This is a genomic window from Brevibacterium sp. BRM-1, from assembly GCF_026802075.1.
Classification (GTDB): Bacteria; Actinomycetota; Actinomycetes; order Actinomycetales; family Brevibacteriaceae; genus Brevibacterium; species Brevibacterium rongguiense.
This window is the reverse complement of the sequence record NZ_CP113788.1, coordinates 427,424-449,904: the sequence shown is the minus strand read 5'-3', so window position 1 is coordinate 449,904 and position 22,481 is coordinate 427,424. Positions and strand designations below refer to the sequence as shown.

20 protein-coding genes, 1 tRNA gene and 1 pseudogene are annotated in these 22,481 nt (G+C 72.1%); 14 read left to right on the top strand and 8 right to left on the bottom strand.

The annotated features are described in order from the left end of the window. The first annotated feature begins 51 nt into the window (after nt 1-51). The 3 genes from BRM1_RS01970 to BRM1_RS01960 all read left to right on the top strand — a co-directional run bounded on the left by BRM1_RS01970 (nt 52) and on the right by BRM1_RS01960 (nt 3,121). A complete protein-coding gene (locus BRM1_RS01970) occupies nt 52-486 on the top strand; it encodes an acyl-CoA thioesterase (protein ID WP_268527679.1) in 435 nt (144 codons plus the stop codon). A 176-nt stretch (nt 487-662) separates the two neighbouring features. Further along, nucleotides 663-1,853 carry a M20 metallopeptidase family protein gene (locus BRM1_RS01965; protein WP_268527677.1) on the top strand — a complete coding sequence of 397 codons (1,191 nt, stop codon included), beginning with the start codon at nt 663-665 and terminating at the stop codon, nt 1,851-1,853. Nucleotides 1,854-1,948: 95 nt separating this feature from the next. Next, nucleotides 1,949-3,121, top strand: coding sequence for a hypothetical protein (locus tag BRM1_RS01960; protein ID WP_268527676.1), 1,173 nt, complete (start codon nt 1,949-1,951; stop codon nt 3,119-3,121). A 97-nt stretch (nt 3,122-3,218) separates the two neighbouring features. Here the strand turns inward: BRM1_RS01960 and BRM1_RS01955 are convergent, their stop codons facing one another. Further along, nucleotides 3,219-4,448: a metal-dependent hydrolase family protein gene (locus BRM1_RS01955; RefSeq protein ID WP_268527675.1), complete on the bottom strand. Its 1,230-nt coding sequence runs from the start codon at nt 4,446-4,448 to the stop codon at nt 3,219-3,221. 232 nt (nt 4,449-4,680) lie between these two features. Continuing rightward, nucleotides 4,681-6,591 (bottom strand): NAD(P)/FAD-dependent oxidoreductase, encoded by a 1,911-nt coding sequence (locus tag BRM1_RS01950; protein WP_268527673.1) that lies wholly within the window; start codon nt 6,589-6,591, stop codon nt 4,681-4,683. 116 nt (nt 6,592-6,707) lie between these two features. On the opposite strand from BRM1_RS01950, the gene BRM1_RS01945 reads away from it, so the two are divergent. From BRM1_RS01945 to BRM1_RS01935, 3 genes are read left to right on the top strand one after another with little or no spacing between them, the layout of a single operon-like run. Further along, complete coding sequence (locus BRM1_RS01945; RefSeq protein ID WP_268527671.1) at nt 6,708-7,556, top strand: MOSC N-terminal beta barrel domain-containing protein; 849 nt, start codon at nt 6,708-6,710, stop codon at nt 7,554-7,556. 40 nt (nt 7,557-7,596) lie between these two features. Continuing rightward, nucleotides 7,597-8,268 carry a SatD family protein gene (locus tag BRM1_RS01940; protein ID WP_160952538.1) on the top strand — a complete coding sequence of 224 codons (672 nt, stop codon included), beginning with the start codon at nt 7,597-7,599 and terminating at the stop codon, nt 8,266-8,268. A gap of 1 nt (nt 8,269) precedes the next feature. Beyond that, nucleotides 8,270-9,052: a hypothetical protein gene (locus BRM1_RS01935; protein ID WP_268527669.1), complete on the top strand. Its 783-nt coding sequence runs from the start codon at nt 8,270-8,272 to the stop codon at nt 9,050-9,052. 135 nt (nt 9,053-9,187) lie between these two features. On the opposite strand, the gene BRM1_RS01930 is transcribed toward BRM1_RS01935, so the two are convergent. Next, nucleotides 9,188-9,260 (bottom strand) — tRNA-Ala (locus tag BRM1_RS01930). Between the two features lie 532 nt (nt 9,261-9,792). On the opposite strand from BRM1_RS01930, the gene BRM1_RS01925 reads away from it, so the two are divergent. Both BRM1_RS01925 and BRM1_RS01920 read left to right on the top strand, forming a co-directional pair. Further along, nucleotides 9,793-10,962: an MFS transporter gene (locus BRM1_RS01925; RefSeq protein WP_268527667.1), complete on the top strand. Its 1,170-nt coding sequence runs from the start codon at nt 9,793-9,795 to the stop codon at nt 10,960-10,962. Nucleotides 10,963-11,116: 154 nt separating this feature from the next. Continuing rightward, nucleotides 11,117-11,527 (top strand): phage holin family protein, encoded by a 411-nt coding sequence (locus BRM1_RS01920; RefSeq protein ID WP_268527665.1) that lies wholly within the window; start codon nt 11,117-11,119, stop codon nt 11,525-11,527. A gap of 70 nt (nt 11,528-11,597) precedes the next feature. Here BRM1_RS01920 and BRM1_RS01915 read toward each other — a convergent pair whose 3' ends face one another. Then, on the bottom strand, nt 11,598-11,987 hold the full coding sequence (locus BRM1_RS01915; protein ID WP_268527664.1) for a cupin domain-containing protein: 390 nt from the start codon (nt 11,985-11,987) through the stop codon (nt 11,598-11,600). A 435-nt stretch (nt 11,988-12,422) separates the two neighbouring features. On the opposite strand from BRM1_RS01915, the gene BRM1_RS01910 reads away from it, so the two are divergent. The 6 genes from BRM1_RS01910 to BRM1_RS01885 all read left to right on the top strand — a co-directional run bounded on the left by BRM1_RS01910 (nt 12,423) and on the right by BRM1_RS01885 (nt 17,340). After that, nucleotides 12,423-13,550, top strand: a complete 1,128-nt coding sequence (locus BRM1_RS01910; RefSeq protein WP_268527662.1) for a nucleoside hydrolase — start codon at nt 12,423-12,425, stop codon at nt 13,548-13,550. Continuing rightward, nucleotides 13,550-14,359 carry a PfkB family carbohydrate kinase gene (locus BRM1_RS01905; RefSeq protein ID WP_160952543.1) on the top strand — a complete coding sequence of 270 codons (810 nt, stop codon included), beginning with the start codon at nt 13,550-13,552 and terminating at the stop codon, nt 14,357-14,359. Before BRM1_RS01910 ends, BRM1_RS01905 begins: the two co-directional genes overlap by 1 nt. A gap of 121 nt (nt 14,360-14,480) precedes the next feature. Continuing rightward, nucleotides 14,481-15,776: an inorganic phosphate transporter gene (locus BRM1_RS01900; RefSeq protein WP_268527658.1), complete on the top strand. Its 1,296-nt coding sequence runs from the start codon at nt 14,481-14,483 to the stop codon at nt 15,774-15,776. After that, nucleotides 15,773-16,099 (top strand): peptidase, encoded by a 327-nt coding sequence (locus tag BRM1_RS01895; RefSeq protein WP_268527655.1) that lies wholly within the window; start codon nt 15,773-15,775, stop codon nt 16,097-16,099. The genes BRM1_RS01900 and BRM1_RS01895 overlap by 4 nt, the downstream gene beginning before the upstream one ends. Nucleotides 16,100-16,137: 38 nt before the next feature. Beyond that, nucleotides 16,138-16,326 (top strand): hypothetical protein, encoded by a 189-nt coding sequence (locus tag BRM1_RS01890; protein WP_268527652.1) that lies wholly within the window; start codon nt 16,138-16,140, stop codon nt 16,324-16,326. A gap of 195 nt (nt 16,327-16,521) precedes the next feature. Then, nucleotides 16,522-17,340 (top strand): thioesterase family protein, encoded by an 819-nt coding sequence (locus BRM1_RS01885; RefSeq protein ID WP_160952547.1) that lies wholly within the window; start codon nt 16,522-16,524, stop codon nt 17,338-17,340. Nucleotides 17,341-17,344: 4 nt separating this feature from the next. Here BRM1_RS01885 and BRM1_RS01880 read toward each other — a convergent pair whose 3' ends face one another. From BRM1_RS01880 to BRM1_RS01865, 4 genes and pseudogenes are all read right to left on the bottom strand, one after another. Further along, nucleotides 17,345-18,844 (bottom strand): rhamnulokinase, encoded by a 1,500-nt coding sequence (locus BRM1_RS01880; RefSeq protein ID WP_268527649.1) that lies wholly within the window; start codon nt 18,842-18,844, stop codon nt 17,345-17,347. Then, nucleotides 18,841-20,883: a bifunctional aldolase/short-chain dehydrogenase gene (locus BRM1_RS01875; protein ID WP_268527645.1), complete on the bottom strand. Its 2,043-nt coding sequence runs from the start codon at nt 20,881-20,883 to the stop codon at nt 18,841-18,843. Before BRM1_RS01875 ends, BRM1_RS01880 begins: the two co-directional genes overlap by 4 nt. Before the next feature lie 51 nt (nt 20,884-20,934). Continuing rightward, nucleotides 20,935-22,101, bottom strand: coding sequence for an L-rhamnose isomerase (gene rhaI, locus BRM1_RS01870; RefSeq protein WP_268527641.1), 1,167 nt, complete (start codon nt 22,099-22,101; stop codon nt 20,935-20,937). Between the two features lie 143 nt (nt 22,102-22,244). Beyond that, nucleotides 22,245-22,472: pseudogene (locus BRM1_RS01865) on the bottom strand (L-rhamnose mutarotase); the annotation flags it as partial. Between the last annotated feature and the right edge of the window lie 9 nt (nt 22,473-22,481).

The following is a 22,481-nucleotide window of genomic DNA, read 5'->3' as shown; positions in this document are numbered from 1 at the left end:
TGCTCCGCGTCACATCGAAGCCTAGCCCAGGGCGGCTGGCAGGATGGGGCCATGAGCGAATCCAACGCCGACACCCTGGCCCACTTCCCGACGCACGCCACGGACATCCTGCGCTACGGCGACACGGACCGGCAGGGGCACGTGAATAACGCGGTCTACGCCACGTTCTTCGAGACCGGCCGCGTGGCGCTGCTGGCAGACGCCCTGGGCCCCGGGGACGCCTGGCCGGGTGAATTCGTGCTCGCCCAGATCACCATCGAGTACCTGCGCGAGGTCCACTGGCCGGGCACCGTGACGATCGGCTCGCGGGTGCAGCGCCTGGGCACCACCTCCCTCACCGTCGACCAGGAGCTCGCCAGCGGGGGCGAGGTGTGCGCGCGGGCGCGCAGCGTCATGGTCCAGATCGACGCGCACACGCGCCGCCCGCTGCCGTTGGACGAGGGTGCTCGCGGCGCGTTCGCGCGCTTCACCGCCGCGGGTGAATGACGCGAGCGAGTGATGCGGGCGAGTGACGGTGCCGGATGACGCGGCACGTCACGATTCTCAGAACAACGTCCCACCATGTGAAATGAGGCCCCTGGCAACGGCCGGTGTTACGCGTTCGAAACGGGCACGGTGCTAGTGTTCCCGGCAGATTGTTGCCCGCCTCACATGGAGTTCACATGGCCATCGACTTCCCCGCCGAGGGGGCCGCGCTGCTGCCCGACCTCGTCGAGCTCCGCCGCACCCTGCATCAGATCCCGGAGCTCGGCAACGAGCTGCCGCTCACCCAGTCCGAGGTGCTCTCCGCGCTCGACGGCCTGCCGTTGGAGATCACCCTGGGCCGCAGCGTCTCGTCCATCACCGCCGTGCTGCGGGGCGGTAAGCCCGGTCCGGTAGTGCTCCTGCGCGGCGACATGGACGCCCTGCCCCTGCACGAGGAGTCCGGCGAGGAGTTCGCCTCCGCCAACGGCCGCATGCACGCGTGCGGGCATGACCTGCACACCGCGGGCCTCGTGGGCGCCGCCCGCCTGCTCGCGGCCCACCGGGACGAGCTGCCCGGTTCCGTCATCTTCATGTTCCAGCCCGGCGAGGAGTCCCCCGGCGGGGCGCAGCCGATGATCGCCGAGGGCCTGCTCGACGCGGCCGGCGACCGGCCCATCGCGGCCTACGGGATCCACGTGGGACCCGGGCCGCTCGGCGAGTTCGCCACGCGCCCGGGCACCATGCTCGCCGGCGTCAACGACCTGCACGTCGTCTTCCGCGGAGTCGGCGGCCACGGCTCGGCGCCCCACCTGGCGCAGGACCCCGTGCCGGCGGCCCTGGAGTTCGGCACGGCCATCCAGTCGCTTGTCACCCGCAGGTTCAGCGTCTTCGACCCGGTGGTCGCCACTGTCACGCAGCTGCAGGCCGGCACCGCCGTCAACATCATCCCGGACACGGCGACCGTGGGCGCCACCGTGCGCACGCTGTCGAAGGACAGCACCGCGCGCTTCGGTCCGCTCGTCACCGAGCTGGCGGAGGGCATCGCCGCCGCCCACGGTGTCAGCGCCGAGGTCGACTGGGTCGAGCACTACCCGGTGACCGTCAACGACGACGCGGAGGCCGACTTCGCGCTGCGCACGCTGAGCGCAGAGTTCGGCGCCGCGCGCGTCATCACCGCACCCGATCCGCTCATGGGCTCCGAGGACTTCTCGTTCGTCCTCGAAGAGGTGCCCGGCTGCTTCCTGTTCCTGCGCTGCACGCCTGCGGACACGGACCTCGAGACCGCGCCGAACAACCATTCGGCCCACATCCGCTTCGACGACTCCGTCCTGGGCGACCAGGCGGCCGCGCTCGCACAGCTGGCCTACGAGCGGCTGCGCGCCGGCTAGAACCCAGCGCGGGCGCGAGCGCGCCCGCCCACTGAGCCCGGGTCGCCTCGGCGGCCCCTCCCATCCCGCACCACCGGCACCGGCAAAGGAAACCCATGACACCCATCTACGCAGCCGCGATCGTGCTGGCGTTCGTCGCCCTGGGCGAGCTCGTCTCGATCTGGTCGAAGGCCCGCGTGCCCAGCCTGCTCGTCGCCATGCTGGGCGTGTTCATCGTCGCGAAGGCCGGGATCATCCCCGACTCCGTCGTGAATGACTCGACCCTGCTCCAGGCCTACACGATCCTCTCCGCGCCCCTGCTGTTCCACATGGGCTCGATCATCCCGCTCAACACCCTGCTCAAACAGTGGCGCTCGGTGCTCATCTCCGTGGCCGGCATGGCCGTGGCCGTGGGCCTGCTGTTCGCCGTGGTCGGCCCGCTCTTCGACTTCCAGACGGTCATCGCGGGCGCCGGCCCGCTGGCCGGCGGCATCGTCGCCACGGGCCTGACGACGGAGGGCCTGACGAAGGCCGGTGTGGCCTCGACGATCGTCGTGCTGCCCGCCCTCGTGCTCATGCTCCAGTCCGTCCCCGCCATGCCGATGACGAACTTCCTGCTGCGCCGCTTCGCGATCGGCGTGCGCGACAGCGGGGAGCTCACGCGCCTCGCGGCCGAGAACCAGGCGGCCCAGGAGCACCAGGCCAAGCGCAAGAAGCTCGTCAACCTGCCCCAGGACCTCGTCGACAACCAGCTCTTCGTCCTGTTCCTCGTGCTCGTGGGCGGTTCGCTCGCCACGTTCCTGGGCGGCATCACCCACATCCCGTCGTCCATCGTCGCGCTCATCCTGGGCATCGTGTCCACGTACTTCGGCTTCACGCCGGAGCGCACGCTGGAGAAAGCGAACTCGTTCGGCCTGGCGATGGCGACCGTCATCGCGGTCGTCATGGCCCCGCTGCTCAAGGCGACGCTGGCCGATGTCATCGCGGCGATCCTGCCGGTGCTCGCCATCCTCGTGGTGGGCGGCATCGGCATCATGCTGGGCGGCTTCCTCGCGACGAAGCTGCTGAAGTGGCGTTCGGCGCTCGGCATGTCCGTGGCGCTCACCGCCATGTACGGCTTCCCGGCGGACTACCTGCTGACGAACGAGGTGGCCCGCTCCACCGGCCGCGACGACGAGGAGCGCAAGGCCCTGCTCGACGTCATGCTCCCGCCGATGCTCGTGGGCGGCTTCACGTCCGTGAGCGCGGGCTCGGTCGTCATCGCGAGCATCCTCGTGAGCTTCATCTGAGGCGCGCTCTCGCCCGGCTCCGCTAGGAGCCCGGCACGGCGAAGGGCCCGGCAGCCGAGCGGCTGCCGGGCCCTTCGCGCTGTCGCTGCGGACTGCCTCAGCGGGCCTGCACGCCGTTCTTGAACACGTGGCGCACGCGCTGGCGGATGTCGCCGACCCCGGTCTCGCGCAGGTCCCCGTCGAGGACCACGAGGTCCGCCGCCGTGTCCGCGGCGATCGTGCCGATGTCCTCGCGGCCCAGGACGGCGGCGGCCCTCGTGGTCGCCGCGCGCAGGGCGTCGACGTCGGTGAGCCCGATCGCGGCGAGCAGCTCGATCTCCTCGAGGTTCTCCCCGTGGGGGCCCACCCCGGCGTCCGTGCCCATCGCGATCGTCACGCCGGCCTCGTAGGCCCGGCGCACGGAGTCGTCGTGAGCGTCGGCGACGCGCTTGGCCTTCTCCACGAGCACCGGCGGCAGCGGCACGCCCGCGTCGGCCGCCGCGATGACCGCGCGCGGGGCCTGGAGCGTGGGCACGAGGACGGCACCGGCGTCCTTCATCATCTGGATCGCCTCGTCGTCCAAGTAGATGCCGTGCTCGATCGTCTTGACCCCGGCGCGCAGGGCGTTCTTGATGCCGTTCGTGCCCTGTGCGTGGGCCATGACGTACGTGCCCTGGGTTTGCGCCTCCTCGACGATGACCTCGATCTCCGCCTGCGTGAACTGCGAGTGGCGCGGATCGTCGGCTGGTGAGAGCACACCGCCGGTCGAGCAGATCTTGATGTGGTCCGCCCCGGCCCGCAGGATCCGGCGCACGGCCTTGCGGACCTCCTCGACACCGTCGGCCACGCCCGAGGGGCGTCCCGGGTGCTCCATGAGCATGGGCGAGTCGATGCCCGAGGGCATGTGTCCGTCACCGTGGCCACCGGTCTGGGACATGATCGTCACCGCGATCGTGAGGTCGGGTCCCTCCGTGAGACCCGTTTCGAGGGCCGCGCGCACACCGGCATCGGCGCCGCCGGCATCGCGGGCCGTCGTGACGCCGCCGTGCAGGGTCTTGCGCAGGTGGTCCGCGGCCTTGAAGAACTGGAGGGAGAACGGCTCGGAGAAGGCAGCGAGCGAGCCTGCCTGCGCGGTCGTCACGTGCACGTGCAGGTCGATGAAGCCGGGGGTGAGTGTGGCACCGGTGCAGTCGATGACCGTGCTGTCCGCGGGGCGCTCCGGTTCCCCGGCGGGGCCGATGGCCACGATCCGGCCGTCGGCGACGACGACGTCCTGGGGCTCGGGCAGGAAGTCGGTGCCGTCGAAGACGGTGGCTCCGGCGAAGACGGTGGATGCGGGTGCGCTCATGGGGTGCCTTTCGGACGGGTTGATGTGCCAGGCAGTCCTCGGGTGCCGTCGCTGCGGGTGAGGGCAGCGGCTGCGGGACCGCGGGTTGCGGCGGCTCGCGCGGTGCGCGGGCAGAGCGGGCGCGGACCGATCGTGCGGGCCTGCCCGGGCGCGCGAGTGCCGTGCTTCCCACGCTATCCCGAGGCGCGAACCGGCGCCCACCGGTCCGCGCCTCGGCGGCCTCATCCGGGACTCACCGGGTGTGGTGGGATTCCTGCAGCCCGTAGACGGGGGTCTCGATGCCCTGCTCGCGGGCCTTGAGCTGGAGGGCCAGGTACTTCGAGTAGTGGCGCGACTGGTGGAGGTTGCCGCCGTGGATCCACAGCTGCTCGACGTTCGTGGGCTTCCACATGTTGCGCAGCTCCCCCTCCCAGGGTCCCGGATCGCGGATCGTGTCCGAGCCGTAGCCCCAGCACTTGCCCACGGCATCGGCGACCTCCGGCGAGACGAGGTCGGCCAGCCACGCGTTCATCGACCCGTAGCCGGTGGCGTAGACGATGAGGTCGGCCGGGATGAGCCGGTCGCCGTCCACCACGACGCCGTCCGGGGCGATCTTCGTGACCTGGCCGCGCTCCAGTCGGATGCGCCCGTCGATGATGAGCTGGGAGGCGCCCACGTCGATGTAGTAGCCGGAGCCCCGGCGCAGGTACTTGAGGAACAGACCCGATTCGTCCTCGCCGAAGTCGAGTTCAAAGCCGGCGTCGGCCAGCGCCTGGTAGAAGTCCGCGTCCCGGCGCTTCATCTCCTCGTAGACGGGGATCTGCGCACCGGGCAGCAGCCGGTAGGGCCAGGAGGCGAAGAGCATGTCCGCCTTCTCCGTCGTCACGCCGGCCGCGAGCGCCTCCTCCGAGTACAGCGGTCCCAGTGCCAACTCCCGCAGCGAGTCGGAGCGGGAGATGTGGGTGGACGAGCGCTGGATCATCGTGACCTCGGCACCCTTCTCCCACAGGGTGGCCGCGATGTCGTGGGCGGAGTTGTTCGAGCCGATGACGACGGCCCGCTTGCCCTCGAAGGAGTCCTCGTCGCCGGTGAACTCGGAGGAGTGGCCCTGCCAGCCGGTGAAGTCCTCCGCGCCCTCGAAGTGGGGGATGTTCGGATAGCCGGACACGCCCAGGGCGAAGACGAGCTGCGTGGGATGGAGCTCGACCTGCTCGCCGCGGCGGTTGACGCGCACGGTCCACGTGCCGCTGGCCTCGTCGAACTGGGCGGTTTCGCACTCCGTGCCGGACCAGTAGTCGAGCTCCATGATGTCGACGTAGTGCTCGAGCCAGTCGCCCATCTTGTCCTTCGAGGGGAAGACGGGCCAGTCGTCGGGGAACGGCAGGTAGGGCATGTGGTCGTACCAGACCGGGTCGTGCAGGTGCAGGGACTTGTAGCGGTTGCGCCACGAGTCGCCGGCGCGCTCGTTCTTCTCCACGACGATGGCGGGCACGCCCAGGCGGCGCAGGCGCGCGGCCAGGCCGATGCCGCCCTGTCCCCCGCCGATGATGAGGACGTAGGGCTGCTCCTCGTAGCCCAGGGCGGCGTCGCGCTGTGCGCGCGCCTCCTTCCACGTGGTGCGCCCACGGGTGATCTCGTGCTGGACGCCCAGTTCCCGTTTGGGTCCCTTCTTCTCCTCGAACCCGGTGAGCTCCTGGAGTGTGGTCAGCAGCGTCCAGCACTTCCCGTTGACCAGGCGCAGGTGGGCCCAGCCGCGGCCCACGGCCGTGGAGAAGTCCACCCACGCCTCGGCCTCCTCGGCCGTGCCGCTGGCGGGCTCGGCGAGCTGCCAGCCCTGGGGCTGGATGGCAGGCAGCTGGGCGGTGAGCATGTCCGCGATCGCGTCGAAGCCCTCAAGGGTGGTGAGGTTCCACGTGAAGGCCACGAAGTCGCGCCAGTAGCAGTCCTGGGCGAAGAGCCCGCGGAGGGCATCGAGGTCGCCCGCCTTCAGGTCCCGGTCGAAGCGGTCGAGCCAGTCCTGCACGGCGGCGGTGGCCGCCTGGGGATCCTCGGCCGCGGGGTCCGGCTGGGCCTGCGGGTGCTGTTCCCCGGCTGTGGGATCGATCGTGTTCGTCATGTCCACTCCCTTGTGTCCATTCGGTGCGTCCATCGCGTGTACGCTCATGACCCATCTCACACTAACCCTCTGACATGGGCCGTGCCATCGTGTTCACGACGCGAAAACGCGCCCGCCACGTGGGCAAACGTCTGGGCGGCGCGGTGTGCGCGGAGGGAGGCCGAATGGTGCAGGAGATCGCGCTGCGCGTGCGCAGCGCCGGCTTCGCAACGGTCAAGGGCACGGCCCACGCACCCCGGCCGGGCATCCGATTCGACGCGGCCGGTCCCGTGGGTGATCGCCGCTACTGCGTCGTGGACCCGGAGCGGGGCGCCGTGCTCAAGACCGTGCAGACGCCGCAGCTGCTGCGGGTGGCCGCCCGCGAGTGCGCGGCCGGCCTCGCACTCGACATCCCCGGTACTGGCATCGTCGTCGCCCCGGTCGGCATGGGGCGCGCGCTTGACGTGGACTACTGGGGCAGGCGCGTGCGGGCCAGACTCGGAACCGGGCCCCACGCCGAGGCGCTCTCGGACTTCCTGGGCCGGCGCGTCGCGCTCGCCCGGGTGCCGCGCGGCGGGGCCGTGTACGGCGATCCGACCAGCATCGTGACGACCGGCTCGCTGCGGGCGCTCGGTGAGGCCACCGGACACCCGGACCTGCTCACGGAGTTCGTGCGCTTCCGGCCCACGCTCCTCGTCGAGTCCGACGAGCCGTTTGGCGAGGACGCCTGGGCAGGCGCCGAGGTGCGGGTCGAGCGGGTGCCGGCCGGCGCCTCGGGCGCGAAAGGCGATGGGGAGCGGACTCAGCCGGGGGCCGGTGAGGGCGGCATGGAGGGGCTGCGCCTGCGCGTGGGCGACCCCATTCCCCGCTGCGCGGTCATCGACCTGGACCCGGTCACGGGCGAGCGGGGCGGCGGGCTGCTACGGGCGCTTGCGGCAATGCGGCCGCGCAACGAGCGGGGCGAACCGCTGTTCGGCGCATATGCGCGGGTGGTGCGACCCACCGCTGAGACGCCCGGCACTCTAGGGCAGTAAATTGCTTATATATAGCCAATATAAGCGTTACAGTGGCGCAATGGACTCCTCGCAGCAGGTCATTGCCGTCATTCTCGACATCGTGGGCTCTCGGCGCCTGTCCGACCGCGCGGCGGCTCAGGCCGGGATCGAGCGGGCCCTGGCCGCCAGCGCCGCGCACGCGGTGCCGCGCACCCCGCCCGCGCCCACGGTCGGGGACGAGTTCCAGGCCGTCTACGACGAACTGCCGACCGCGATCCTGGGCTGCACCCTCACCGCCCTTGCACTGCCCGAGGGCGTGGAACTGCGGGTGGGCTACGGCGTGGGGACCATCCGCAGCGTGCGGTCGGCGGACGATCACGGAGGCGCGGGCATTCAGGACGGCCCCGCGTGGTGGAATGCGCGGGAGGCCATCGAGCAGGCACACGGCCGCCAATCCGCCGGCAACCCCTGGGTCCGCAGCCGGCTGTGCGCGGGCGACGACGGCCCGCTCGCCGGCCCCGCCGAAGCCGCGGTGAACGCCGCACTCACCCTCGCCGACCACTGCCTCACGCGCATGAAGCGCCGGGAGCGCAGGGTGGCCGCGGCCGCCCTGCGCGGCACCCCGCAACGGGAGATCGCGAAGCAGGAGGGTGTATCGCAGTCCGCGGTGTCACAGCTGCTCCACCGCAGCGGCGGTGCGGCGCTGCGCGTCGCCCTGGACCTCCTGGCCGACCAGGCGAAGGCACGCTGAGGTGGGTGCGGCGATCCTGCTGGCTGCCACGCTGAGCGACCTGGGTGCGCGGCTGGTGTGCCGCGGAACCGACCGGGCGCCCCGGTGGGTGCTCCTCCTCGCGTGCGCCGTCGCCCTGTGCTCGGGCGCCGCCGTGGCCCTGAGCGTCTGGGGGTGGCCCGGCCTCGTCGCGTTCGTCGTGACGGCGATCGCGTGGGGTGCGGTGGCGGCGGCGTCCGACGCCGGAGCGCGACCCCGCCTTCACCTCGGTGCGCTCTGCCTCCTGGGCGCAGCGCTCGCTGTCGCGGCCGCCATGGCCCCGTGGCACCAGGGGGCCACCGCTCCCGGCGGCGTTGCCTGGGACGCGCTCATTGCCTGGGCCGCCGCGGCGGGCTTCCTCACGCGACCTGCCAACGAGGCATGCCGCAGCGTCTTCGCGCTGCTCCACCTACGGCAGCCCAGCGGTTCTCAGGCCATCGGACCGGTGCGGCCGCCGCGCCGGTGGACGATTCGCGGATTCGCCGAGCGCACCGTCGAAGTCGAGGAGCCGGCCCCGGCGCCGGGCGCACCGCTGCTGGGAGGGGGCCGACTCATCGGCACCCTGGAGCGCGGCCTCATCGTGGCGCTCGTCATCGCCGGCATGCCGCCGGCACTGGCGGCCCTCGCGGCGGCCAAGGGCATCGTCCGCTTCCCGGAGATCGCCGCCGACCGCGAAACCGGCGCCAAGGCCGAGGAGTTCCTGGTGGGCAGCCTCATGAGCTGGTCGATCGCAGGGGCCGTGACGGCGTTCCTGCTGCTGGGGTGACGCCCCAATAAGATAAATCGCTTATATCGCTACGATATAAGCGATTTATCGGCCATGTGGGCTCTGCAGGCCCAACAGCGCAAAGCCCCGGCCCGCGCTCTGCGCGGAACCGGGGCTATGGGATGAAGCGAACTGTGGAGCTATGGGGAATCGAACCCCAGACCTCTTCATTGCGAACGAAGCGCTCTACCAACTGAGCTATAGCCCCTCGGGACACCGCTACTGTACTCGCATCTGCGCGCGTGTCCAAACTGGCGCCCTGTCCCTCGCAGCAGCCGCCCGCAGCCCTGGCGAGGACAGCCACCGGACTCCGTGCGCAGGAACGCGCGCACCGCAGCCCTGCACACACGTGCAGGTCAGCTCGCCCGCCGCCGTCTCGCGCCGCGGGCCGATGCGCACGCGCCGCCGCGATCGGTGGTGGTATGGGGCGATGAGCGCAGACGGCGACGGCGGCGGCCCGCCCCCCGACGCACCGGGGGCGGCCGGCGGCGCCCCGCGCGACCCCCGGCGCCCGGGCATGCTCGTCTTCGCGATGTGCCTGGCCCCCATGGCCACGATGTTCAACTCGACGATGGTCAACGTTATGGTCCCGCAGATCGGCACGGCGTTCCGCGTGGGCTCCGGCAGCCTCGAATGGGTCAGCGCCGCCTACACGCTCAGCTACGGCGCCCTGCTCCTGCTGGGCGGCGGCCTGGGGGCGGCCTACGGCCGCAGGCCGGGCGTTCCTGTGGGGCGTCGCCGTGTTCGCCCTGTCCTCTGCCGCGTGCGCCGCGGCCCCCACCATGGGCCTGCTGCTGCTCTTCCGCTGCCTCCAGGGCGCCGGCACAGCGCTCATGCTCCCCCAGACGCTCGCGGTGCTCACCGCGGAGTTCGAGGAGCCGGCCCAGCGCGCCCGCGTCGTGGGCCTGTGGGCGGGGGTCTCCAGCCTGGGCCTCGCCGCCGGCCCCGTCCTCGGCGGCCTCATCACCAGCATCGCGAATTGGCGGTGGGGCTTCGGGCTCTCCGCCCTCCTCGGCCTCGCCGCCCTGGTGATGGGCGGGCGGGCGATCACCGCCGAACACGGCCGCCCCGCGGACCCGCCGAGCCTCGACGTGGTGGGCGCGGCCCTCGGGGCGCTCGGGCTGGGCGCGCTCGTCGAGGGGTTGCTGGCGCTGCCGGCCCACGGGCTGGGCGCCCCGCGGGTGGTGGGCGCGTTCGTCATCGCGGCCGTCGCGCTGCCCGGGTTCCTCGCCTGGCAGTTCGCCCGGCAGCGGGCGGGCCGATCGGCGCTCATGCCCCCGCGCCTGTGGCGCTCGCGGGCCCTCAGCGCCGCCAACATCTCCGGCGCCGCCTACTTCTTCCTGTTCTTCGGCACGATGTACTTCTACTCCGTCGACCTGCAGGACGCACGCGGGCACTCCGCGCTCAGCACCGGGCTCATGTTCCTGCCCATGATGGCCCTCACCGCCTTCATGGGCCCGGTGGCCGGTCGCATCACCGCCAGCCTGGGAGCCGGCCGCGTCATGCTCACCGGCCTGGCGATCGGAGTGCTCGGCAGCGTGCTGCTCGCCTTGCTGCCAGCGCACTACTCCGTGTGGGACTTCGAGTGGCGCATGGCTGTAGTCGGCATCGCGGCGGGTCTGATGAGCTCGCCCATGTCCAACCTGGCGGTCTCCGGGGTGCCCACGGCGGAGGCGTCGACCGCGGCCGCAGTGCACAACACGTTCCGCCAGATCGGCTCCACCATGGGCGTCGCGGTGCTGGGCGTCATCACAGCGCACGCCACCGCGGCCGCGGGCTCCTCGGGACGCGGCGCGGGTCTGCCCGGCCTCGACACCGCCATGCTCACCACCGCGGGTGTGCTCGGCGCGGCCCTCCTGGCCGCCGGTGCGCTGCTCTTCGGCCGCCGAGGCGCGGGCCGGGGCGCATAGCCCCGCTCTTCGGCGATGGCAGAGCGGGGCACCACAGCACGGCTGCGGGCAAGGCACGGCTGCGGGTGAGGTGCTGTGACGGCGCGGATTCGCTGCGGCGTCTGCTCACGCACCCTTCAGGGCGCGCACACGGGGCCCCGCTAGGGTGCGGGGCATGAACGCCGTCCTGCGCATCGCCGTCAACGCCCTGGCCCTGGCCGCCGCCGTCTGGCTCGTGCCCGCCCTCACCGTCACGACGAGCTCCGGGCTCGCAGCCTCGGTGGGGACCGGCCCCGCGACCGCCGTCGCCTTCGCCGTCCTCGCGATCCTCTTCGGCCTCGTCAACGCGGTCATCCGGCCGATCCTCGCGTTCTTCGCGACGCCGCTGACCTGCCTGACGCTGGGCCTGTTCACCCTCGTCATCAACGCCGCGATGCTGGCGCTGACGGCGTGGCTGTCCCAGTTCACCCCGTTCCAGCTGGGCGTGGGCGGCTTCTGGTCGGCGGTCATCGCCGCGCTCATCGTCTCCGTGGTCTCCGCGGTCCTGGGGTGGTTCCTGCCCGACCGCGAGCGCAGCCGGGACTGACCCGGCCGCCCGCGGCGCGCCTCGGCGGCTGCCTCCGGGCGGGGCAGACGGGGCAGCTGGGGCGGGCGCCTTAGGCCAGATAGACCTTTCGCAGGCGCTCCGTGACCGTCCAGCGGGTGCGCGCGCCCGCGGCCAGGCGCACGATGCTGCCCGGGCCCACCTCGATGCTGCGGTCCTCGTCGAGGAAGTCGATGACCGCCCGGCCCACGACGACGATGAAGACCTCATCGGCTTCGACATCCGTGGCCGTGCCCTCCGTCATCTCCCAGACGCCCAGCTGCGCGCCGCGGAATGAGCCGAGCTCACCGGCGCCCGCCTCCGGGTGACCTGCCACGGTCTGCTCCTGCGGAAGCGGCTCGAGCAGCACCTCGACCGCGGTGGCCTCGATGGCCCCGTTGACCGGCAGTGCCCCCGCCGGCAGGTGCGCTGCCCCGGCTGCTTCCATGCGCTCATCGTCCATGTCCGTCTCCTCGCTCCCTGCGCTCGGCCCACGCCGAGGCGGCCGTCGTCGCTGCTCTGTGCGCTGCGGCCCGCGCTGTCTGCTGCGCACACCGTGTGGCTGGGGTTTGCACCGCTGGGCCTGGTTCGCTGTGCCCGGCACCGGCCGCGGTGCGCACTGCGGACCCGGCCGGCCCGCACCCTGCCATTGTCCCCGACCCCGGTGCCGAGCACGGCACCCACGCCGGGGGCACATCCGAATGGCACCAGCGCACTCGCAGCGGGCAGCGTGACCGTACCCGTCAGTGTGGCCGCACCGAGCCAGTGTGACCGCACCGAGCCAGGGCGCCCGCGCCGGGCAGCGTGCGCGCACCGGGCCGGCGCACCAGCGCCGCTCGGTGCGGCCAGCTCGCGGCGGTTCAGGAGGCGCCAAGCACGGCTGGCTAAGATCGCGCACATGCCCACCACTCCCGTCATCCTCGACGTCGACACCGGCATCGACGACGCCCTCGCCCTCATGCTCGCCGTGCGCCACCCCGCCTTGGACGTGCGGGCCATCACGTGCGTCGCGGGCAACGTCGACCGCGACCAGGTGGTGCGCAACACGCTGGGGATCCTCTCGCTCGTGGGCGCGCCGGACATCCCGGTGGGCGCCGGGGCGGCCGCACCCCTCGTGCAGGAGCCCCGCCCGGCCGATCACGTCCACGGGGGCGACGGCGTGGGCGGCGTGGCACTGCCCCAGGACGGCCGCACCGCCGATGGGCGCGGGGCGCTCGAGCTCATGCGCGCAGCCCTGGAGGCGGCGCCGGCGCCCGTCACCCTCATCTGCCTGGCCCCGCTGACGAACCTCGCCCTCCTCCTGCGTGCCCACCCGGAGGCGGCCGCGCGGATCGGGCGCATCGTCTGGATGGGCGGGGCGATCGGGGCGGGCAACGCCACCGCCAGCGCGGAATTCAACGCCTGGCACGACCCGGAGGCCGCCGCGGTCGTCGTGGGCAGCGGCATCCCCCTGCTCATGTACGGCCTCGAGCCCTTCTACCAGGCCGCGGTGCCCGCCGGCGCCATCGACGAGCTGGCGGGCTCCCCGGATCCCGTGGCCGCCGCGGTGGGCGCCCTGCTGCGCCGCAGCCAGGAGATGGGCGCGGGCGAGGCGCGCCTGCCGTTCCCGGACGCTGCGACCCTGGGCGACGCCGGGGCCGTTGCGGTGGCCATCGACGAATCCCTGGCCGCCTGCACGGAGGCGCCCGTGGCCGTCGAGCTGCGCGGCGAGCTCACCCGCGGGCGCACCGTCGTCGACCTGCGCGAGGCGGCCGTCGACCTGCACGGCCACGCCCAGGCGCCCCACCGGGCGCCGCTGCGCCACACCACGCCCGGGGCCGCCACGACCGTGGTCACCGGCGTGGACGGCGGGGCCGTGCGCGAGCTGTTTTTCACCACCGTGCTCGGGCCGCACGCGCCGACCCTCGGCGAAGCGCCCCACGGCACGGCGACTGCGCCCGACACCGCCCGTGAACCGGTCGCAAGCGCATCGGCGCCCGCCCACACGTCCGCCAGCTCAACGTCGAGCGAAAGGGGGGCCCGCTGATGGGCCGCGTCATCGTCCTGGGCTCCCTCAACGTCGACGTCGTCGTCTCCGTCGACCGCCATCCCAAGGTGGGCGAGACGATCCGCGCCACGAGCATCACCACCATGCCCGGCGGCAAGGGCGCCAACCAGGCCGTCGCCGCCGCAGCTGCCGGCGCGCAGACGCACATGATCGGCGCGGTGGGCACCGACCCCCATGGGGATCGCTACCTGAGCCACCTGGCCGCCAGCGGCGTGCAGACCTCGGCGGTGCGCCGCGCCCAGGAGCCCACCGGCAGCGCCACGATCACCGTGGACTCCGCCGGCCGCAACTCGATCATCATCGACCCGGGCGCCAACGGCAGCGTGGGCCAGCCCGAGCTCGACGCGCTGGGCGAGCTCCTGGCGCCCGGCGACGTGCTCACGACGATGCTCGAGATCCCGGAGGGCATCGTGGCCGCCGCCTTCGAGCTCGCGGCCGCGCGGGGGGCCACGAGCGTGCTCAACCCCTCGCCGTGGAGCCCGGGGGCCGCAGACCTGGCAGGAGCCGCGGACCTCGTCGTCGTCAACACGCTCGAGGCCAACGAGCTGGGCCGCAGCGACGACGCCGTCGTCATGACGTTCGGCGAGCAGGGGGCACTGTGGGCCGGGGTGCACGCCTCGGCCCCGCGGGTCGAAACGGTCGACACCACGGGCGCCGGGGACACGTTCACCGGTACGCTGTGCGCCCGGCTGGCCCTGGGCGAGCAGCGCGATGCGGCCCTCCAGGCGGCGGTGCTCGCGGGGGCGGCGGCCGTCACCCGGATCGGCGCGCAGCGGTGGGCTGTGTGAGCACCGGCTCCGGGCGCGCTACGCTGGGGGCGGCGCCTGTGAACTGTGGGTGAAATCGAGTTGAATGCTCGCAACAGTCAGCGGGCGCGCAGACCACCGCACCCGCGAGACTAGGCAGCCTGTGGAATACGTTGTCCTCACCGTCGTGCTCGTCATCGTCCTGGCGCTGTTCTTCGACTTCACGAACGGCTTCCACGACACGGCGAACGCCATGGCGACCCCCATTGCCACCGGCGCACTCAAGCCCAAGACGGCCGTCACCCTGGCCGCGGGGCTCAACCTCGTGGGGGCGCTGCTGTCCACCGAGGTCTCCAAGACCGTCTCCGGCGGCATCATCCGGGAGGACCGGATATCCGGCGGGGTCTTCCCCTCGATCATCTTCGCGGGCCTGATCGGCGCGATCTGCTGGAACATGCTCACCTGGCTGCTCGGGTTGCCCTCGAGCTCCTCGCACGCGCTGTTCGGCGGACTGATCGGCGCCACGATCGTGGGCATCGGCGCCTCCGCCGTGAACTTCGGCATCGTCGTGTCCAAGATCATCCTGCCCGCCCTGCTGTCCCCGCTGACCGCGGGGATCATCGCATTCATCGCCACGAAGCTCGCCTACGCGATCACCCGGCGCTACGACAAGAAGCCCGACGGCCGCGACGGGTTCCGGATGGGCCAGATCCTCACGAGCTCGCTCGTCGCCCTGGCGCACGGCACGAACGACGCCCAGAAGACCATGGGCGTCATCACGCTCGTCTTCATCGCCGTGGGCTGGCAGTCCGCCGGCCACCACGAGCCGCAGTTCTGGGTGGTCCTCGCCTGTGCCGGGGCGATCGCCCTGGGCACCTACGTGGGCGGCTGGCGGATCATCCGGACGCTCGGCAAGGGCCTCACCGAGGTCAAGCCGGCCCAGGGATTCTCCGCCGAGACGTCGACCGCCGCCACGATCCTCGCCTCCTCCGCCCTGGGCTTCGCCCTGTCGACGACACAGGTGGCCTCCGGCTCCGTCATCGGCTCCGGGCTGGGCCGGCGCGGCTCCAAGGTCAACTGGGGCACGGCCGGGCGCATCGTCATCGGCTGGGTGCTCACCCTCCCCGCCGCGGGCATCGTGGGCGCGATCTCCGCCCTCATCGTCGTGTGGCTGGGCCCCTGGGGCCTGGCGCTCGACGCGGTGGCCGTGGCCGCCGTGGTCTGCGGCCTGTTCGTGCGCTCGCGACTCAACCAGGTCGACCACACGAACGCGGTCAGCGACGTCGCGGAGTCCGGCACCGCCGTCGTGCTCGACAGCGACCCGCCGCTCACCCCCCGGCAGGAGCGCGCCCGGCAGCGCCGCAAGCGCGCCAAGCAGGTGCGCGGGGCCGCGCAGAAGTCCCAGGAGCGCGCAGCACAGGAGCGCTCCTCCGCCGAGGCGAAGGGAGACCGGCCGTGACCATCGACTGGTACGCCTTCCTCGTCGTCTTCGTCGTCGCCCTGGTGGGCGCTGGCGTCCTCGTCACGCTCTACGCGCTGGGCCTGCGGCTCCTCGTGGCGGCCGGCCGACCGCCCGTGGTGCCCCCCGCAGAGTTCCCCGACGCCATCACCGTCCTCACGCCCAAGCAGGCGGCGAAGGCGGAGAAGAAGGCCGCGAAGGCGGCCAAGAAGGTCGCCCTATACCCCGCCCAGCAGACGCTCGTGCTGGCGCTCGCCTACGCGTGCTTCGGGCTGTGCGGGGCATGCGTGCTGGCAGCGGTGGCGCTCCTGGTCTTCGGGTAGCACGGGCCTGCGGACAGCACTGGGCTTCGGGCAGCACGGTGGATCCCGCGTTCGAGCGCTGGCGCGCGGCCGGCGGCACCTGGCGGGTGCTGAATGGCGCTGGCGCGGCCGAGGTGCAGGTCGAGCTGCGCACGTGCGACGGTGGTGAGCCGATGGGCGTCCTCACGGTCGCCGATGCCGCCACGTGCGCCTTCCTCGCCGAGCACCCCGAGGGGCCCGCCGACTGAGGTCGTGCAATGCGCGCGGCCGCGAATCGGGGGGACACCAGCCCCCAGCCGGCCCACGGACGGGAGAAGCAGCCCCACCGGGACCAGCAACGCCGGGAACGCTGCGCTGGTGTCTGCTGCGGCGACGCTGTGCCGCGGATTACACTGCGAACTGAACGCCCGTTCGACAGGCACCCGGACAAAGGAGACGGACGCATGAGCTCCTTCTACAGCCAGCTCGACGACGCGGTGTACGCATCGCACCCGGCCACGGCCGGCCCGTGGAGTGCGGAAGCGCAGCACGCCGGGCCGCCCTCGGCGCTCCTGGCCCGGGCGATCGAGCGCCACGAGCCGCGCGAGGGCATGCGCCTGGCGGACTTCCGCGCGGACATCCTGGGCCCCATCCCCGTGGCGCCGCTCGAGGTGAGCGCGCGCACGCTGCGCGGCGGCCGGTCCATGGAGCTCATCGAGGCAACGGCCTCGGCCGGCGGGCGCCCGGTGCTCGCGGCCCGGGGGTGGCGGATCCTGCGCGCAAGTGCCGACTTTCCGCCCCTGCCGGCCGATGGCGCCGCCGCGGTGGCGGGATCGGGTCCCCGGCGCACCGCGTTGGAGCTGCCGCCCGCCTCCGCGACCCTGGAGGGCTCGCTCATCCCCGGCGCGCATGAGGACGGCTACCTCGCCGCCGTCGAATGGCGCTTCACCACCGGCGGGCCGGGCAGCGGGGGTGTCGCCGAAGTCTGGGGCCGCCAGCTCATCGACCTCGTCGAGGGCGAGGAGCCGGACGCGTTCCAGCGCGCGCTCGTGCTGGCCGACTCGGCGGGCGGGGTCACGTTCACGCTCGATCCCCGCCGCCACCGCTACATCAACTGCGACATCTCCGTGTCCCTGCACCGGGACCCGGAGGGCGAGTGGCTGCGCATGAGCGCGGAGTCCATCGCCTCCCCGGGCCACGGTGGCCTGGTCCGCAACGTCCTCGCCGATGGGCGCGGCGAGGTGGGAATCGGCGTGCAGACGATGGTCGCCCAGGAGCTGTGAGGGCTCAGTAGCGCTGGACGGGGGCGGAGGCGCGCACGATCTCCCGGAGGTCCTCGAGGCTCGCCGCGGGATCGATCGCACCCACCGCCCGGGCCTGGACGAGAAGATTGCCCATGGCCGTCGCCTCGACCGGGCCGGCGATGACGGTGCGGCCCGTCCGCTGGGCGGTCAGGCGGCACAGCGGCGCGTTCTGCGAACCGCCCCCCACGATGTGGATGACATCCGCGCGCCGGCCGGCAAGCGCCTCGGCCTGCTCGATGGTCTGCGCATAGGCCGCGGCGAGCGATTCGAGGATGCTGCGGACCACCTCCGGCCGGGTACGGGGCGGTTCGATGCCCCGCTGCGAGCACCACTGGGCGATGCGGGCGGGCATATCGCCCGGGGCGACGAATACCTCATCGCCCGCATCGAAGACGGGCACGGGCCGCTCGACGGCCTCGGCGGCGGCCAGCAGCTCCGCGAGGTCCGAGGCGCGCTCCGAACCGCTGGAACTGCGCTCCCACGTGCGCATCGATTCGCTGAGCAGCCACAGGCCCGAGACGTTCTTGAGGAATCGCACGCGCCCGTCGACGCCGCCCTCGTTCGTGAAGTTCGCCTCCTGCGCCGCCGCGCTGAGCACCGGTTCGTCCAGCTCGAGTCCCACCAGCGACCAGGTGCCACTCGAGATATAGGCGGCGCTGCGCGATTCCATGGGCACGGCGACGACCGCGGATGCGGTGTCGTGTGAGCCCACCGCCGTCACCGGCGTGCCGGGGGCCCCGATGCGCTCTCCCACCGCGGTGGTCAGCGTGCCAAGCCGCTCACCGGGGGCGATGAGGTCCGGCAGCAGCGCACGCGGATAGCCCAAGCGCTCGAGCAGCGCGGCATCCCAGGTGCCGCTGCGCACCCCCAGCAGACCGGTGGTGGAGGCGTTGGTCGCCTCCGCGCGGGCCTGCCCCGTCAGCCAGTAGCCCAGGAGATCCGGGATGAGCAGGAGCCGGTCGGCCAGCTCGAGCCAGCCGCCCTCGGCCTCCAGCGCCAGCCGGAACACGGTGTTGAAGTCCAGGTGCTGGAGGCCGGAGGCCGAGAACAGCTCCGCCGCGGTCAGCCGCTCGCACACGAGCTCCACGCCGCGGGCCGTGCGCTCATCGCGGTAGTGGTAGGGCACGCCGAGCATCCGCCCGGTGCGCAGCAGCGCATAGTCCACAGCCCACGAGTCGATGCCGATCGAATCGAGGCCTCCGGCCTCCGCAGCCGCGGCGCGCAGCCCGTCCTCCACGCTCTGGTAGAGCGCGGTGATGTTCCAGTGCAGGCCCACCCCGCCGTCCTCGGTCAGGCGAACCGGATCGTTTGAGAACCGCGCGATGTGGCGCATGCGCAGCCGCCCGCCCTCCACGGCGCCCAGGATGACGCGGCCGGACGTCGCGCCCAGGTCCACCGCGGCCAGCCGCGCCCCCGGGCCCGAGGTGCGGAGCGCCTCGGGTGCGGGAACGGCGCCGTTCGCGCCCGGTGCGGCTGCGCTCACCGCAGGAACGCCGCGGCGACGCCGGCGTCGACGGGCACGTGCAGGCCCGTCGTGTGGGAGAAGTCGGCCGTGCACAGCGCGTAGACGGCATTCGCGACGTTCTCCGGGACGACTTCGCGGCCCAGCAGGGTGCGCTGGGCGTAGAACTTGCCCAGGTCCTTCTCCTCGATGCCGTAGGTCTTGGCGCGCTGGGCGCCCCAGCCGCCGGCGAAGATGCCGGAGCCGCGCACCACGCCGTCCGGGTTGATCCCGTTGACCTTGACGCCGTACTGGCCGAGCTCCGCTGCCAGCAGGCGGACCTGGTGGGCCTGGTCGGCCTTCGTCGCGGAGTAGGCGATGTTGTTGGGGCCGGCGAACACGGAGTTCTTCGAGGAGATGTAGATGATGTCCCCGCCCATGCCCTGGTCGATGAGGTAGCGGGCGGCCGTCTTCGACACGAGGAACGAGCCCTTGGCCATGACGGAGTGCTGGAGGTCCCAGTCCTGCTCCGTGGTCTCCAGCAGCGACTTCGACAGCGACAGGCCGGCGTTGTTCACGACGAGGTCGATGCCGCCGAATGCCAGCACCGTCTCCTCGAGCGCGGCCTGCACCGCTGTCTCGTCCGATACATCGGCGGCCACTCCCACGGCGACGTCCGACGAGCCGAGCTCGGCCGCGACCTCCTGGGCCTTGGCCCTGTCGAGGTCGGCGACCACGACGCAGGCGCCCTCACCGGCCAGCCGAGTGGCGATCGCCTTGCCGATGCCGCTGGCGGCGCCGGTGACGAACGCGATGCGGCCGGCCAGCGGCTTTGGTGCGGGCTTGCGCTTGAGCTTGGCCTCCTCGAGCGCCCAGTACTCGATGCGGAACTTCTCCGACTCGTCGACGGGCGCATAGGCGGAAAGGGCTTCGGCGCCGGCCATGACATTGATCGCGTTGACGTAGAACTCGCCGGCCACGCGGGCGGTCTGCTTGTCCGCCCCGTAGGAGAACATGCCCACACCCGGGACCAGGATGATGGCAGGATCCGCACCGCGCATCGCGGGGCTCTCAGCGTCTGCGTAGCGCTCGTAGTAGGCGGCGTAGTCCGCGCGGTAGGCATCGTGCAGGTCCGGCAGCGCCGCGACGATCTGCTCGACCGTGGCGTCTGCGGGCAGGTCGACGACGAGCGGCTTGACCTTCGTGCGCAGGAAGTGGTCCGGGCACGAGGTGCCGAGCTCGGCCAGTGCGGGCATCTTCTCGCGGGCGAGGAAGTCGAGGACGACCGGGGAGTCCGTGTAGTGGCCCACCTGCGGTTTGTCCTGGCTGGCGATCCCGCGCAGGTGCGCGGCGATGGCCGCGGCCTTCCGGTGGCGCTTCCCGTCCGGAAGCGCCTCGTAGCCCTCGCGCACTGCGCCGAAGGGCTCGGCTGCGCCGTGCTCGCGGATGTATGCCTCGGCGGTGTCGATGATCCACTGCGAGTTGGTGCGCGCCTCCTCGCTCGTCTCACCCCACGCGGTGATGCCGTGGCCGCCCAGGATCGTGCCCACGGCCTGCGGGTTGGTCTCCTTGATCGCTGCGATGTCGAGGCCCAGCTGGAAGCCGGGGCGGCGCCACGGGACCCACACGACGCGATCGCCGAATACCTTCTTCGTCAGCTCCTCGCCGTCTGCCGCCGTGGCCAGTGCGATCCCGGAGTCCGGGTGGAGGTGGTCGACGTGGGCGGCGTCGACGAGCCCGTGCATGGCGGTGTCGATGGACGGGGCCGCACCGCCCTTGCCGAATGCGCAGTAGTCGAACGCGGCGACCATCTCGTCCTCGCGCTCGACCCCGGGGTAGACGCCGGTGAGCGCCTTGACCCGGTCGAGCTGGAGGACGGCCAGGCCCTCGGGCTTGAGCGTGCCCAGGTCTCCCCCGGATCCCTTGACCCAGACGACCTCGACGTCCTCGCCGGTGACCGGGTCGCGCTCCACGCCCTTGGCTGACGTATTGCCGCCGGCGTAGTTCGTGTTGCGGGGGTCCGAGCCGAGGCGGTTGGACCGCTCGATGAGCTCGGCGACGGTGGGATTGGTTGTGGGCACGGCTGCTCCTGCTGGTTGGTCTGGTCTGCGTTGAGAGAGGTGAGGCGGGGCTCAGGCGCCCCAGCCGGCCTGTTGGCCGCCCACGCGCTCGGCGGCGATCGTCTCCTGGTAGCCGGAGTCGAGGAAGGCGCGCATCGGGTCGGCCGGCAGGCCGCGGGACTCGCGCCACTGTGCGAGCTGCGGGCGCACGTCGGTGGAGAAGGCATCCATGAAGATCGCGTTGGCGGCCAGCACGTCATTGGCGGCCTGGGCCTGTGCCAGCGCTTCGCGGTCGAGGAGGAGGGCGCGGGCGGTCATCTCCTGGACGTTGAGCACGGAGCGGATCTGCCCGGCGATCTTGTCCTCCACGTTGTGGCACTGGTCGAGCATGAACGCGACGGGAGAATCCGGGCCGTAGCCCCCGCCCCGGATGACCTCGACGAGGATCCGGAAGAGCTGGAACGGATCGGCCGCGCCCACGATGAGGTCGTCATCTGCGTAGAAGCGGGAGTTGAAGTCGAACGAGCCCAGCTTGCCCAGGCGCAGCAGCTGCATGACGATGAATTCGATGTTCGTCCCCGGTGCGTGGTGGCCGGTGTCCAGGCACACCATCGCGCGCTCGCCCAGGGCGCTGACCTGGGCGTAGCTCGTTCCCCAGTCCGGCACGTCCGTGTGGTAGAACGACGGCTCGAAGAACTTGTATTCGAGCACGAGGCGCTGCTCGTCGCCGATGCGGGCGTAGATCTCCTGCAGGGAGTCCTGGAGGCGGTCCTGGCGGCCGCGCATGTCCGCCTGGCCCGGGTAGTTCGACCCCTCGGCCAGCCAGATCTTGAGGTCGCGCGAACCGGTGGCGTCCATGATGTCGATGCACTCGAGGTGGTGGGCGATGGCCTTGCGGCGGATCGCGTCGTCCGCGTGGGTGAGCGCGCCGAACTTGTAGTCGTCGTCCTGGAACGTGTTGGAGTTCACCGTGCCCAGTGCGACGCCCTGTTCCGCGGCGAATTCGCGCAGGGCCGCGTAGTCGTCGACCTTGTCCCACGGGATGTGGATGGCCACGGTGGGCGCCAGGCCGGTGTAGCGGTTGACCTGTGCTGCGTCGGCGATCTTCTCCTGCGGGGTGCGGGGCGTGCCCGGTGTGCCGAAGACCTTGAAGCGGGTCCCGGAGTTGCCGAACGCCCAGGAGGGCAGTTCGATGGCCTGGGTGGCGAGCTGGTCGGCGATGTCGTCGAATGTCGGCATGGTGCGTCCTTTCGAGCCCGGGTGCCGGGCGGGGTTGAAGCAGGTGGGCTGGGCGCTCTGCCCAGGTTCGCGAGCTGGTCTTCGAGGTGGAAGATCTCGGCCAGGCGCACCTGGCCGGTGTCGAACGAGCCGCCGGCGGCGAAGAGCCGGCTCATGTGGGCCTGCCACTGGGCGTTGATCTCCGTGGCGCTCATCCTGTCCTGGGCGGTGGTGTAGTCATCCGTCTCCACGTATCCGATGATCATGCCGTCGGGTCGGGCGAAGAGGGAGTAGTTCGTCCAACCGGCGGCGGCCAGCGCGCGCAGCATGTCCGGCCAGACGGCGGCGTGGGCCTCGATGTACTCGTCGAGGCTCTCGGGGTCCACCTGCATCTGGAAGCA

What these genes read in the sequence shown, in the direction of transcription:
- BRM1_RS01970 (WP_268527679.1), top strand. Translation starts at nt 52, where the DNA reads ATGAGCGAATCCAACGCCGACACCCTGGCCCACTTCCCGACGCACGCC.
- BRM1_RS01965 (WP_268527677.1), top strand. Translation starts at nt 663, where the DNA reads ATGGCCATCGACTTCCCCGCCGAGGGGGCCGCGCTGCTGCCCGACCTC.
- BRM1_RS01960 (WP_268527676.1), top strand. Translation starts at nt 1,949, where the DNA reads ATGACACCCATCTACGCAGCCGCGATCGTGCTGGCGTTCGTCGCCCTG.
- BRM1_RS01955 (WP_268527675.1), bottom strand. Translation starts at nt 4,448, where the DNA reads ATGAGCGCACCCGCATCCACCGTCTTCGCCGGAGCCACCGTCTTCGAC.
- BRM1_RS01950 (WP_268527673.1), bottom strand. Translation starts at nt 6,591, where the DNA reads ATGAGCGTACACGCGATGGACGCACCGAATGGACACAAGGGAGTGGAC.
- BRM1_RS01945 (WP_268527671.1), top strand. Translation starts at nt 6,708, where the DNA reads ATGGTGCAGGAGATCGCGCTGCGCGTGCGCAGCGCCGGCTTCGCAACG.
- BRM1_RS01940 (WP_160952538.1), top strand. Translation starts at nt 7,597, where the DNA reads ATGGACTCCTCGCAGCAGGTCATTGCCGTCATTCTCGACATCGTGGGC.
- BRM1_RS01920 (WP_268527665.1), top strand. Translation starts at nt 11,117, where the DNA reads ATGAACGCCGTCCTGCGCATCGCCGTCAACGCCCTGGCCCTGGCCGCC.
- BRM1_RS01915 (WP_268527664.1), bottom strand. Translation starts at nt 11,987, where the DNA reads ATGGACGATGAGCGCATGGAAGCAGCCGGGGCAGCGCACCTGCCGGCG.
- BRM1_RS01910 (WP_268527662.1), top strand. Translation starts at nt 12,423, where the DNA reads ATGCCCACCACTCCCGTCATCCTCGACGTCGACACCGGCATCGACGAC.
- BRM1_RS01905 (WP_160952543.1), top strand. Translation starts at nt 13,550, where the DNA reads ATGGGCCGCGTCATCGTCCTGGGCTCCCTCAACGTCGACGTCGTCGTC.
- BRM1_RS01885 (WP_160952547.1), top strand. Translation starts at nt 16,522, where the DNA reads ATGAGCTCCTTCTACAGCCAGCTCGACGACGCGGTGTACGCATCGCAC.
- rhaI (WP_268527641.1), bottom strand. Translation starts at nt 22,101, where the DNA reads ATGCCGACATTCGACGACATCGCCGACCAGCTCGCCACCCAGGCCATC.